At 59.8% G+C, this 12,619-nt stretch carries 13 protein-coding genes and 1 pseudogene; 6 read left to right on the top strand and 8 right to left on the bottom strand.

The window, feature by feature from the left end:
* Window positions 1-56: 56 nt before the first annotated feature.
* A complete protein-coding gene (gene selD, locus LARV_RS15955) occupies window positions 57-1,124 on the bottom strand; it encodes a selenide, water dikinase SelD (protein WP_083522630.1) in 1,068 nt (355 codons plus the stop codon).
* A gap of 81 nt (window positions 1,125-1,205) precedes the next feature.
* The gene (locus LARV_RS15950; RefSeq protein ID WP_075074569.1) at window positions 1,206-2,258 is read right to left on the bottom strand and encodes an SPFH domain-containing protein; all 1,053 of its coding nucleotides are present in this window, start codon (window positions 2,256-2,258) and stop codon (window positions 1,206-1,208) included.
* 144 nt (window positions 2,259-2,402) lie between these two features.
* On the opposite strand from LARV_RS15950, the gene LARV_RS15945 reads away from it, so the two are divergent.
* On the top strand, window positions 2,403-3,086 hold the full coding sequence (locus tag LARV_RS15945; RefSeq protein ID WP_075074568.1) for an iron-sulfur cluster-binding protein: 684 nt from the start codon (window positions 2,403-2,405) through the stop codon (window positions 3,084-3,086).
* A 64-nt stretch (window positions 3,087-3,150) separates the two neighbouring features.
* Window positions 3,151-3,906, top strand: a complete 756-nt coding sequence (locus tag LARV_RS15940; protein WP_075074567.1) for a beta/alpha barrel domain-containing protein — start codon at window positions 3,151-3,153, stop codon at window positions 3,904-3,906.
* Window positions 3,907-3,961: 55 nt separating this feature from the next.
* Here the strand turns inward: LARV_RS15940 and dtd are convergent, their stop codons facing one another.
* The 3 genes and pseudogenes from dtd to LARV_RS20830 all read right to left on the bottom strand — a co-directional run.
* The gene (dtd, locus tag LARV_RS15935; RefSeq protein WP_075074566.1) at window positions 3,962-4,399 is read right to left on the bottom strand and encodes a D-aminoacyl-tRNA deacylase; all 438 of its coding nucleotides are present in this window, start codon (window positions 4,397-4,399) and stop codon (window positions 3,962-3,964) included.
* Between the two features lie 3 nt (window positions 4,400-4,402).
* A complete protein-coding gene (gene trpS / locus LARV_RS15930; protein ID WP_075074565.1) occupies window positions 4,403-5,401 on the bottom strand; it encodes a tryptophan--tRNA ligase in 999 nt (332 codons plus the stop codon).
* A pseudogene (locus LARV_RS20830) lies at window positions 5,398-5,601 on the bottom strand (Rdx family protein); the annotation flags it as partial. The gene trpS and the pseudogene LARV_RS20830, both read right to left, overlap by 4 nt.
* 163 nt (window positions 5,602-5,764) lie before the next feature.
* Between LARV_RS20830 and LARV_RS15920 the strand changes: the two are divergent.
* A complete protein-coding gene (locus tag LARV_RS15920; protein WP_330219127.1) occupies window positions 5,765-6,412 on the top strand; it encodes a sugar transferase in 648 nt (215 codons plus the stop codon).
* On the opposite strand, the gene LARV_RS15915 is transcribed toward LARV_RS15920, so the two are convergent.
* A complete protein-coding gene (locus tag LARV_RS15915) occupies window positions 6,406-7,467 on the bottom strand; it encodes a hypothetical protein (protein WP_075074564.1) in 1,062 nt (353 codons plus the stop codon). The genes LARV_RS15920 and LARV_RS15915 overlap by 7 nt on opposite strands.
* Before the next feature lie 37 nt (window positions 7,468-7,504).
* On the opposite strand from LARV_RS15915, the gene LARV_RS15910 reads away from it, so the two are divergent.
* Genes LARV_RS15910 through LARV_RS15900 form a run of 3 tightly spaced genes read left to right on the top strand, consistent with a single transcriptional unit; the run spans window position 7,505 to window position 10,701 of the window.
* Window positions 7,505-7,993 (top strand): HAD family hydrolase, encoded by a 489-nt coding sequence (locus LARV_RS15910; protein ID WP_236709992.1) that lies wholly within the window; start codon window positions 7,505-7,507, stop codon window positions 7,991-7,993.
* Window positions 7,990-9,183, top strand: a complete 1,194-nt coding sequence (locus LARV_RS15905) for a DUF389 domain-containing protein (protein WP_075074563.1) — start codon at window positions 7,990-7,992, stop codon at window positions 9,181-9,183. The genes LARV_RS15910 and LARV_RS15905 overlap by 4 nt, the downstream gene beginning before the upstream one ends.
* A 57-nt stretch (window positions 9,184-9,240) precedes the next feature.
* Entirely contained in the window at window positions 9,241-10,701 is a 1,461-nt protein-coding gene (locus LARV_RS15900) for a phosphoglucomutase/phosphomannomutase family protein (RefSeq protein WP_075074562.1), read from the top strand.
* Window positions 10,702-10,875: 174 nt separating this feature from the next.
* Here LARV_RS15900 and LARV_RS15895 read toward each other — a convergent pair whose 3' ends face one another.
* Complete coding sequence (locus LARV_RS15895; RefSeq protein ID WP_075074561.1) at window positions 10,876-11,493, bottom strand: LPXTG cell wall anchor domain-containing protein; 618 nt, start codon at window positions 11,491-11,493, stop codon at window positions 10,876-10,878.
* 40 nt (window positions 11,494-11,533) lie between these two features.
* Entirely contained in the window at window positions 11,534-12,586 is a 1,053-nt protein-coding gene (locus LARV_RS15890) for a hypothetical protein (protein ID WP_152031827.1), read from the bottom strand.
* Window positions 12,587-12,619 lie beyond the last annotated feature (33 nt).

Below are 12,619 nucleotides of genomic sequence, written 5' to 3'. Positions count from 1 at the left end.
GGTCAAAACCGGGGCCGTTTGAGAGATTGGCAGACACGCAGGTCTGCGCCTACCCCTTATTCGACTTCGATATGGTCTCCGGCAAACGCCTCACCAATTTCCCAGACCGGCTGGTTCAATTCGGCGGCGCGTTGTCGGAAGCGATCCAATTTTTCAGGCGGCACAGCCAGCAACAGGCCGCCGCTGGTCTGCGGATCGAAGAGCAGCATTTGCTGGGCTTCACTCAGGCGCGGATCGAATTTTAAATGCCGGTTGAAGAATTCGCGATTGTCGTAAGCGCCGCCAGGGAAGGTGAACAGATCGGCGTACTTCCGGGCGCAGGAGACGAAGGGGATGCGCTCGAATTCCAGGCGCAAACCGACGCCGCTGGCACTGGCCATCTCCCAGCCGTGCCCCAGCAGGCTGTAACCGGTGATGTCGGTGCCGCCGCGCAGGCCCAATTCGCTGGCCAGTTGCCCGGCCACTTTGTTCAGCTTTTTCATCCAGCCGACGACCTCGGCCACATCTTCCGGGGCAGCCTGTTGGCGTTTGAGCGCGGTGGTGGTCACACCAAATCCAAGCGGCTTGGTGAGCACCAGCCGGTCACCGGGTCGAATGCCGCTTTTGGAAAGCGTCAACTTCGGATCGACGAACCCGACGACGACCAGGCCGTATTTTGGCTCTTTATCGCGCACGGTGTGCCCGCCGGCGATGACCACCCCGGCTTCCTTGGCTTTATCCGCTCCGCCGCGCATGATCTCAGAACCGATTTCGGAGGGCAGATCGGGCGGCAGCGCGGCGACATTGAGCGCCAGGAAGGGCTTGCCGCCCATGGCGTAGACATCCGAAAGACTGTTGGCCGCGGCAATGGCGCCGTAATCGTAAGCGTCATCCACCACCGGGGTGAAAAAATCGGTGGTCAGGATAATCGCGCGCTCGTCATCCAGACGCCAGACAGCGGCGTCGTCGGGCGACGTCAAACCGACCAGCAGGTCGGGATAATCCTGTGGGTTGAAAGTATCCGCAATCGGGCGCAGCACGTGCGCCAGCGCTTCAGCGCTTAGTTTCGATGCTCAACCCGCGCAGCTCGAGAGGCTGGTCAGGCGGATTTGTTTACCGGACGGCGATAAAGTCGGATTGCTCATAAGCGTATTATACCAGTTTGGAGATAAGGCCCAATAAAAATCCCCTGCCAGATGACAGGGGATCGATCGGCAAACCACAAATTACGGTTCGGGCGTGGGTACGGTCGTGGTGGTGGTTTGGGTCGGACCATACTGTGGAATCTGAAGCAGGAAAGGCGAGTTACTGGGCAGCAGCATGGTCTGGATATTCGGCGAGAGTTTGCTGATGTACTGGTAGGTGAGCAGGTCCGGGTTATCTTTGATGGCCGCGCTGATCAACCCCAATGCCTCGGCTTCGGCTTTGGCTTCGATGATGCGGGCCTCGGCATCCGATTTGGCACGGATCACAATCGCGTCGCCCTCGCCCTGGGCGACCTGGCGCGCCTGTTCCGCTTCCTGGCGTTTCTGTTCGACCACGAATTTTGCCTGCTGGGATAGTTGTTCGGCGATCTGTTTCTGTTCGACAGATGCGGCATATTCGGGGGAGAAGGTGATGTTGCGCAGCACGAAATCGACCAGGATCAGTCCATTATCGGCCAGCTTCTGGCTCATGTTGGCGCGAATGGCATTGATCAAATCGAAGCGTTTGGTGGTGACGACTTCGCCGACGTTGTACTGTGACACTGCATCGCGAACGATACCCCGCGCCTGCGATCGCACCAGATCGTCCGCATAACGGTCCTGCCATTTGATGTGGACATCGATCACTTTACTCGGATCGATCGCGAAGATCACGGAGGCGTCCACGAAGATTTCCTGACCGTCCGCCGTGCGGGCGGCAATCGAGTCGTCTCCCTGGTTCTGGCCCTCGGTGTCTACCACCGACATGGTGTAGGTCTGGTTGGAGATGGGATAACGGATCACCGATTCGAAGAAAGGAATCACCCAGCGCAAGCCGGGTTCGAGGGCCTTGTCGCGGTAGCCGGTCGGTGAAAACGCGGAAATCACCACGCCGCGCTCCTGGGGTTCGATGAAAATTGTGCCGGCGCCGAGGACGGTGGAAAAGACCGCCACCACGACGACGCCCAGGACGATCCGACCACCACCGCGCATGGCTCTTCCCTGACTGGCGCGCAAGCCCAAGTAAATCAAAAGGCCGATGGCAATGACCCAGGCCAGGCCGGCCAGAGCTGAGAAAATGCTGGAAATGTTCATTCGTGTGTGCTCCAAAGCGAGATGCAGAAATTCCGATTATACAGGGTATTCCAAATTGTTCCCGTCATTATGCCGGATGAATGATCGATTTTTCATAAGAATTTTGAAATTGCTGCAATTTCGATTTCAGGCTAGAATCGTCACATGCCGACTGCGTTTTGCGACCTGATCGAACTGCGCCTGAATCCGGCCGGGTTGGAGGGATTGCTGGCTTGCCCGCCGACCATTCGACCGCTGCCGGGACAATATTTGCTGGCGTTTGCGCCCGGACAATCCGAAGCCCTGGCGACGCCGCTCTTCCCGGCCGGACAGGCCGGCGAATTCCTACGGGTGGCGCCGCCGCTGCCGGTCTCGTGGGCAGCCGGCATGCGTTTGCAGGTGCGCGGGCCGTTGGGCAACGGTTTCAGGCTGCCGGCCGGAGCGCGCCGGGTGGCCCTGGCGCCGCTGGGCTGCGGCCCCGAGCGGCTGCTGCCGCTGGCAGAGCAGGCCCTGGCTCAGGACGCCGCCGTGGCGCTCTACTCGGCTGAAATTCCGAATGGACTGCCGTCCGCGGTCGAGGTGCTGCTGCCCGAACAACTTCGCGAAACACTGGAGTGGGCGGATTATCTCGCCCTGGACCTGGCCGGCAACTGGCGCGATCGCTGGCAGGAAGCAGCCGGCCTGACAGAGGGAACGCGGCTGCCCTTTCCCGGCCAGGCGTTGGTGCGGACGCCCATCCTGTGCGGCGGAATGGGGGATTGCGGTGTTTGTGCGGTGAGAACCCGCTCCGGTTGGAGCCTGGCCTGCCAGGACGGACCCGTCTTCGACATCCAGGAACTGGAAGGGTGACCGATGCGGGATGGTAAATCTTCCGATTTTGCGGATTGGATGGTCCCACAGAAAGGAGGACAGGGTGTATTTTTCACCGCGTGAGGAAATAACTCTGACGTCCCCCTGGATCAACGCCGCTGGCAGCCTGGGATACGCCCCGGCCGGGAGTTGGTCCGTTCCCATGCCGCAGGGAGCTTTCGTCACCAACCCCATCAGCCTGCGCCCGCGGACGCCGGCCGAAGATCGGACGCTGATTGAATATTCGGGCGGCTATCTGCTGCATACCGGCGTGGCCAACCCGGGCTTGAATGAAGCCATCAAGCGCTATGCATCGCGCTGGGCGCGCGCAACGTTACCGGTGTGGATCCACCTGCTGGCCGATTCCCCCGAGAACGTGCGCCAAATGGTGCAGGCTTTGGAAGAATTGGACGGCGTGGCGGCGATCGTTTTGGGCATTCCACCTCATATCCACGGAGAGCAGGCCTTATCCCTTGTGGCGGCCGCCAGTGGTGAGCGCCCGCTGGTGGTGGAAGCGCCGTTGACGGCTGCCGGAGATGGCTGGATCGGTCGATTGGCCGGTTTGGGCGTCAGCGCGGTGTGCCTGTCGGCGCCGCGCGGCGCGCTGCCGGATGAGGACGGCCGGGTGACCGGCGGGCATCTAACCGGACCGGGGCTGTTTCCGCAGGTGCTTTCCGCCCTGCGCTCGGCGCGCCGGTCCCGCTTACCCGTGATCGCCGCCGCGGGGGTGTATTCCAAAGCGCACGGGGAAGTCTTATTGAAGTCCGGCGCCTGGGCGGTTGCCCTGGATGGCGTGTTGTGGCGCGGTTGGGAAGAATGAGTTTAAATAATAAAGCGGCAAACAAGTCGTTTGCCGCTTTTGGTTGGTAAATGGATCATATCTCGAATACGATGGTCACCGGGCCGTCGTTTTCGATCTGTACCTGCATGTAGGCCCCGAATTCACCCTGCTGGGCAGGAATGCCGGCTTCGGTGAGCAGTTGGGCAAAGCGGTCGCACAACGGGCGGGCCAGATCGGGCGGGGCGGCTTCGGTGAATGAAGGCCGGTTTCCGCGCCGGGTATCCGCGTACAGTGTGAACTGGGAGACGACGATGGCCTGACCGCCGACGTCTTTACAGGACAGGTTCATCTTGTCATCGGCGTCGCCAAAGATGCGCAGCATGGAAATCTTGCGCACCAGCGCGCGCGCCTTTTCTTTCTCGTCACCGGGGCCGATGCCCAGCAGGATCACCAGACCCAGGCCAATTTCGGCCACGCTGCGCCCATCGACACTGACCTTGCCGTGCGTCACGCGTTGAACGACCGCCCGCACGCCTTAATCCCTCTCCGCCAGGCCTACGGCCGCGCGGACATCGTGCATGGTTTCTTCGGCGATGACCGTTGCGCGGCGGGCGCCGTCGTGGAGAATATCCCAAACCTGATCGGGCTTGCTGTCGAAATCAGCCCGCCGATCGCGGAAGGGCTGCAAGCTGGCGTTCATGTTCTTTGCCAGGCGTTTCTTGCAATCCACGCAGCCGATGCCGGCCCGGCGGCATTCCACGTTGATCATCTCCACTTCTTCGGAGCCGGAGAAGATTTTATGCATGGAGAATACATTGCATACGTCCGGATTGCCCGGATCGGTGCGGCGGATGCGGGCCGGATCGGTGACCATGCTCAACACGCGCTGCTGGGTTTCTTCGGGAGTGGCGGCCAGCTCAATGTGATTGTTCAGGCTCTTGCTCATCTTCTGCTGCCCGTCGATGCCCAATACTTTGGGAACGTTGGTGACCTTCATCTGCGGTTCGACCAGGGCGTTGGTGTTGAAGTGGAAATTGAACGAGCGGATGGTCTCGCGCGAAAATTCGATGTGCGGGGCCTGATCGACGCCGACCGGCACCCAGTTAGCGCGGTAGAGGGCGATATCCGCGGTCATCAATACCGGATAACCGACCAGGCCGTAGTTGATGTTGTGCGGGTGCATGCGTGCCTTTTCCTTGAAGGTCGGCAGATCGGTCAATTTGCCCAGCGGCGTCACCATCGAAAGAATGGTATGCAGTTCGGTGACTTCCGGGACATGCGATTGAATGAAAATAATGCATTTTTGCGGATCGAGACCGGCGGCTAACCAATCCAGGGCCATTTCGTAAGAATTCTGGCGCAGATCCTGGGTTGATTCGAGCGTGGTCAGGGCGTGCAGGTCGACGATGCTGTAAACGCACTCATATTCGTCCTGCAGTGCGACGTAATTTTTGATTGCGCCCAGATAATTTCCCAAATGTTGGCGTCCGGTGGGGCGGGCACCGGAAAAAACGCGACCAGGTTTCAAACTCATCGATTGCCTTCCTGTAGATACTGCCTGACCAAACGGGAAATCTCACCCGGTTCGGCGTGGCGGTTGGTTTGTAATTTCGAGTAGATCAAGCGGTCATTGATCGTGACCTCGAAGCGACCCCCCTCGGATGGAATCAGGGTCAACGATTCGATCTCGGGTTCGAAGTTGTTGAGCAGTTCGGCTGCCAGACTGGCGGCCCGGGGTAGATATCTTCAGACCGTGCAGTATTGCACGGCGATTTTCAATAACATCTCAGCGGCCTCCACGAAGGTTGAATGCCACTTCGCCAACTCGAATACCTTCGCGCGGGAGAAGTTATCTAAAATTATAATCCAAGCCGCATAGTTTTGGTACAATGACGCTGTGAGCGCCCACCTGTTCCCACCCGGCATCCCCCGGATCAAACGCGTCTTTGACCTGTTCGTTACGATCCCGGCCATCATCCTGTCGTCCCCGCTGCTGGGCGTGATCGCGGTGTTGGTTCGCGCCAAACTAGGCCGCCCGGTGATTTTCCGCCAGGAGCGGCCGGGACTGAACGGGAAAATTTTCACCCTGTATAAATTTCGCAGCATGCGGGATGCTTTCGATGGCACCGGCCGACCGCTTCCGGATCAGGAACGCCTGACCTCATTTGGCCGCAAACTGCGCGCGTTCAGCCTGGATGAGCTGCCCGAGTTGTGGAACGTACTGCGCGGCGAGATGAGCTGGGTGGGTCCTCGCCCATTGTTGGTGAAGTATCTGGATCGCTATTCGCCCGAACAGGCGCGCCGCCATGCGGTGCTGCCCGGAATCACTGGCTGGGCGCAGATCAACGGTCGCAATGCGCTGACCTGGGAAGATAAATTTAAATTGGATGTCTGGTATGTCGATCACTGGTCGCCCGGCCTGGATCTCAAGATCCTTGTGCTGACAATCTGGAAAGTGCTGCGCCGCGAAGGGATCACCGCGCCAGGCCAGGCGACTGCCGGGGAGTTCACGGGTACTCCCAGCGAATTAAATTCACATCATTGAGCCGGTACGCTGAACGGATCGACGAGACCGTTTTGTAGATTGGAAATCATGGTTTGGACCAGGTCCTGGCGTCCCGGGCTGAATTTATCCGGATTAATGTCGCTCAAGGTCACCGGCGCTTCCAACGTCTGGCCGGGTTTCCCGGCCAGCAGGCCCAGCCAGAGGGTATCCAACACCGAAGCGTTGTCCATCTGAACGGTCGCGGCCCAGTTGGATTGTAATTCCGCCGAGGGGGGCTGGCTGCCGATCAGGGTGATGCCGGCATCCTTGAGCGGCGTCAGCAATTCCGGGCTGGAAGCTGGATCGCTGACATATAAAACCTCGATCACGTTTTGATTTAACGTCTCGAAAGCAGCCTGCCAGGCTGAAGCCGGACTGGTGGATGGCAACGTGGCGCTGAGTGGGAAGAGAACCACGGGCGCGTAAGCCGGCGCGCAGCGCCCGCAGAAGAAGCGCCCACCGTTCTCGAAGATCGTCTGGACCTCGTCGCCGAGCGGCCCGTCCGAGGGGAGCAGGGCGGCGCCGCGCCAGTCGGGGGCGATCAGGGTGGAAATGTATCCGGCGATAAAAACAACATCTTCCGGGTGTGAGCGGATGACGCTCAGGTTGGCAGCAGACTGCAAATCACCGGCGGTGATGGCAACGAACTGGACCTGCGGCGCGCCGCCAGCCAGATCTGTGATGCCGCTGGCTGCGCCCACCCAGACGACGACTTTTACATCCGCGGTCAGGTCGGCGGCGGCAAGCGTTTCGGCTTTGACCAGGGCCATGTTGTTCTGCGCGGCCAGGGCGGTCAAGTGCGTTTCGGCGTTTTGCACGTCCGCGGTTGCAGCGCTGGAATCACTGACCAGGATTACTTTGGCCGCCACCGCGGTTGGCTCTGGCGAAGGCTGGCTGGTAACGGTGGCTTGATCGATGGCAGCGGTGGGGGCGCCGGTCGCCAACGGGGTTGCGCTGTTGCACGCAGCCAGGACGAGAACGAGCGCGATCAATGCAATCTGGCGCGACCAACGGGCAGATGACCAACGGGCAGGTGGGAATGAAAAATGCATCATTGAAAAGGCAGGCTCCTCTGAAAACTGATGATACCGTATGTATTATAATTATGCCATGATTGAGTTGAATATCCCTGGCCGGGCCACCCTGCGCCTTTACCACCTGGTATGTGATGTGAACGGCACGCTGGCGTTGGATGGCCGCCTGATCGATGGCCTGTTCAGACCGCTGAATGCGCTGCGGGACCGCCTGGAAGTGCACCTGATCACTGCCGATACGCACGGGGGCCAGGCCGAGATCGATCATCTGCTCAATCTGCATGCACACCGTATCCAGCCCGGGGGAGAGGCGGCCCAGAAAGCTGAATTTATGCGCAGCCTGGGAGCAGAGACGGCCGTGGCGATCGGCCAGGGGGCCAATGACGCCGAGATGCTCAAAACGGCCGGCCTGGGAATCGCGATTCTATCGCGAGAAGGATGCGCCACGGAAACGCTGTCGGCCGCCGATCTGGTGGTCCCGGATATTTTCACTGCATTGGAATTGCTGGAAAAACCCATGCGAATCGTTGCGACCCTGCGAAAATGAACCTGCCTTCCATCGAACCCATCCTGCCCGAAGATCCTGATTCCATGCCGCCTGCTCGCCGCCGGCGTTCGCGCCGCCTGAATTTTTCAGGCAGCAGTCACGATGAACGGGCCGCCTTCCTGGCGGAAGTCGCGCATCGGGTGACGCCTTCAGCGGATTTTTACCTGTTCACCCTCCTCAGTGGAGCGGCGCTGGTCGCTGCTTTGCTGCTGGATTCGCCGGCGCTGTTTGTGTTGTCGGCGTTGATCGCGCCTTTCCTGGCTCCGGTGATGGGGCTGGCCTTTGGAACCCTGCTGGGGTCCCCGCGCTTTTTCCTGGAATCGCTGGCTGCTGTTTTCTTTGGCGGGTTGATCGTATTTGGTATGGGGGCGCTGGCCGGCTGGATCGCGCAATATCTTCCGGTTCTGACTTCTGCACAGGCGAGTCTACATGCGGTCTTCACCTGGACCGATTTTCTGCTCCTGACGCTTGGCGCGGGCCTGACGACTTTTCTGCTGGTGCGTTCGCCGGATGTAAAACCGTTGGTGAGCAATGTGGCCCTGACCTATGCGCTCTATCTTCCGGCCGGTGTGGCCGGTTTCGGCCTGATTTCGGGCGCGCCCGGCCTGTGGCCGAACGGGTTGATCGTTTTCGCGGTGCACCTGGCCTGGGCGGTGCTGGTCGGCGCGATCGTCCTGGCGGCGCTGCACCTGCGGCCATTGAACTTCTTCGGATATACGGTGGTCACCGGTCTGGCCCTGATCTGCATCCTGGCCGCGGTGGCGCTTTTGGGCCTGGGGACCGTTTTCCAGCCGCTGACCCCGTCAGAACCAACCCAACCGCCCGTCACTGGCGTGACCGCGACGAGCAGCCTGGCGCCGACGGATACCGTGTCGCCGCGCATGGTGACGACCACTCCGACCCACACACTGGTGCCCTCTGGAACTCCAACGCGCACGCTGACGCCCATTCCCACCCCATTGTGGGCAAAAGTCTATGCGCCGGAATCCAACGGCGTCCTGGTCCGGCTCGAACCGGATGGGACTTCCAAGATCGTTTACACCCTGCTCAATGATAGCCTGGTCGAGATTTTGCCGGAAACCGTGCAGGATGGTTCCGTCACCTGGGTGCACGTGCGGGTCAATTCCGAAACACTGGGCTGGATCAACCAATCTCTGTTGATTACTGCCACTCCGGCGCCAAGCTGGTAGGGGCAATTTTTAAAAATATCAAAAATGATCCTTTGCTGAAGGAGTTTAGGAAAGTCTATGACGATCCATTTTGGAACGGACGGCTGGCGCGCCGTCATCTCGGATACCTTTACATTTGAGAATTTGCGCCTGGTTACACAGGCGATCGCCGATTCGATCTCGTCGGGTTCCTGGCTCAATGGAAATGTGCCTGATCATCCGATCGATTCACGAAAAATGGTGGTCGGCTTCGATACCCGATTCTTATCCGATCGTTACGCCACCGAAGTAGCGCGCGTTCTGGCTGCCAACGGGTTTACGGTGTTCATCTCTCAAGCCGATATCCCTACGCCGACCCTGTCGCACGCGGTTCAAAACCTGGGCGCCATCGGGGGCGTGATGATTACAGCCTCGCACAACGCGCCGCGGTACAATGGCGTCAAGCTCAAATCCGCCTTTGGCGGTTCAGCTTCTCCGGAACAGTGCCGTCGGGTGGAAGTATATTTGAACGATAACGAAGCCCAGGCGCGCGGTCCAAACCTGATGGATTACGAGCTGGCCAAGAGTAACGGCTTGATTCAACGTTTCAACCCCATTCCGGCCTATTACGATCACCTGCGCAAACTGATCAACTTCGATGTTATCGCGGATAATCCGCAGCGCATCGTCATCGATTCGATGTACGGTTCCGGCCGGGGTGTGATTCGGGGCATTTTGCAGGGTACGGGCTGCGAAGTGGCGGAAGTGCGCGGCGAGATGAACCCGGGCTTCGGCGGCGTTCACCCCGAACCGATTGCGCGTTTTCTGGGTACGCTGGCCGGAGCCATCAGCACGGGAGCGGGCAGTTTTGGCATCGCCACGGACGGCGATGCGGACCGCACCGGCGCGATGGACGAACGCGGCAATTTTGTCGATCCCCACAAAATTATGGCGCTGGCGCTGCGCTACCTAGTCGAGAAGCGCGGCCTGACCGGCTCGGTGGTGCGCACCGTCTCAACCACCCGCATGATCGATCGCCTGGCGGCGCGGTATGGCCTGACCCTGCATGAGACCCCGGTGGGCTTCAACCATATTGCAGATTGGATGATGAAAGAAGACGTCCTGATCGGCGGCGAGGAATCCGGCGGCATTTCCTTCCACGGCCACATTCCCGAGGGGGATGGCGTATTGATGGGCCTGCTGGTCGTTGAAATGGTAGCTGCTTACGATATGCCACTGGGTGAGCTGGTGAATAACCTGCTCGAGGATGTCGGTCCGGCCTTCTACGAACGCAAGGATCTGCGCCTGAAGCGCCCCGTCGCCAAGGAACAAATGATGAAGCAATTGATCGAGCAGGCGCCCAAAACCATCGGCGGCGAAGCCATTGCAGAAATCAGCACCATCGACGGCGTCAAGTACATCATGGCCGATGATTCCTGGTTGTTGGTGCGCCCCTCGGGCACCGAACCTGTGCTGCGCGTGTACGCTGAAGGACGCAGCACAGCCATGGTCCGCGACCTGTTGGGGTATGGGGAGCAAATTGCCGCCAGTATCGTGTAACCCTTGATATACCTGGCTTGATCGAACGCGGCCGCCTGCGACAAACAGGCGGCCGCGTTTATGATTAACGAAATCCGCCCGGACGGATCAGGTCAGGGCGGATGTTGGAACGATCGTAAAAGAGAGGCGCGGTGGGAAAGAATGCTTCCTCACACCTGGCAAACGTACAGAGGCTCAGGATTGCGACATGCGCAGGCGGCGGGCCAGGAAGATGACCAGCAGGAGAATGGCGGCGGCGCCCAACAAACCCGGCAGGCCCACATCCTCGGCGAAACCGGTTTTCGGTAATGCAGTGGAGGTGCCGGTGATCTTCGTTCCGGCCGCCACCTGGGTTTGGAATGCAGCCACGGTCGCCGTACGCGCAGCCGGATCAGCTAGCCCGCTTGCCAGACTGGTGGCGGTCAGATCGAGCGTGGCCGTGGGAATGGCGACCACTGGCGTGTTGGTGGCAGGGATGGGGGTCTTGGTGGGCGCGCCCGCAGTTTGCGTGAGGCGTTGAATGTTGAGCCCGGCCGATTGGGTGGCGCTCATCGCGGTGGCCGTATTGTTGGCATTGATGACTGCCGCGGTTTCACGCAAGGATTGCGTCTGGCGGGGTTGTCCCAGGAAGATGTATAAGCCCAGGCCGATCAGGCTGATGATAAAAATGGCGCCAATGATGCCGACGGCCAGCATAAAATTACGGTTACCGCCGTTTCCGCCGCTGGGCTCCGGGCTGCCGCCTTCGGCGGGTTGTTGTTCTTCCGGCGAGAAATCCTCAAACTGGGTGTCGTCGAAATCGTTTAGGCTCATAGTGGGCACCTCTCTCGATCAAATTTCCTGCACAATGATGTTATTCTAGCACATCCAGGTTTTGCAGGGGGATAACAGCGATCTCATCATTTTCGAGTTGAATGTTGGCAGCCTGGGCGCGCAAACCGTTGGGTAGGGCCGTGATTCCAGGCCGGATGTAAACGACGGTACCGATCTGGCCCTGATAGGGGGCGCTCAGAATACGCACCCGTGTTTCGGGCACCAAATCCGCCATCTCTTTCGTATCCAGACCGTTGGCGGGCAAAGGAATGATGATTTCGGGCCGTTCACCGCTCAACGGATTCCAATTGGTGGCATTGACGCAGACATCCCGCTTTTCATTGCTGGTGAGTAATTTAAAGGCGGCCTCATTCATGGGAATGCGGCCAAAACCTTCCAGCAGGATGATCGGGATGGCCAATGTGCCGGCCAGGCTGATCAAATCGGCCGACATGGAAGCCAGAATAAGCGCGCGCAGCGGCAATTCGGCCGCGGCTTGCAGCGCATCCGGTTGGCTGGCATGCCCCGCCAGGACGACTGCGCCGCGCATGCTGACATCCAGACGGGCGCGGGTCAATTCTTCATCCGGCGTCTTCGCCAGGACGAGCAGCAGGCCAAAATCCGCCTGTTGGTTACCCCACACTCCCTGGATCAGGACGCCGTTGGTCTCGATTACCGCTCCACGTTCGGGCATGACTTCGGTGACTGTGCCGTTGAAACCGGCTTTGAGCGCCATCTTTATGGGTTGGGTTTCGAGGACCACCTGGCCATTGGCGACTGCGACGATCTGGCAATCGACCGATGAGCGCACCACGCGTGGTAGCATTCCGCCTGTCTCGGCGATGACATCCCCTTTTTGAAGGCGTTCGCCGGCATGCCGGTCGATCAGCTTTTCGGCTTCAGCGGAGCGAGACAGCCCAAGGGCGCGACGAACATCGACGATCAGATGATCGCCCGGCAGAAGGACCTCGCCGATGACATCAGTGGCAGTGACATTCTGCCCGGCATGGACGAGCACCTGCCCCTTCTCCGGCAAAAGGCGGGAGCGGCGTATGGTAGCGAGGGGTGAAACGTGCGTAACGGGTACAATCATAGGTCTCTTCTCACGGGTGCAACATTTGTACCA

Source organism: Longilinea arvoryzae, from assembly GCF_001050235.1.
Lineage (GTDB): Bacteria > Chloroflexota > Anaerolineae > Anaerolineales > Anaerolineaceae > Longilinea > Longilinea arvoryzae.
The sequence above is the reverse complement of the archived record's forward strand: the minus strand, read 5'-3'. Positions and strand labels throughout refer to the sequence as shown.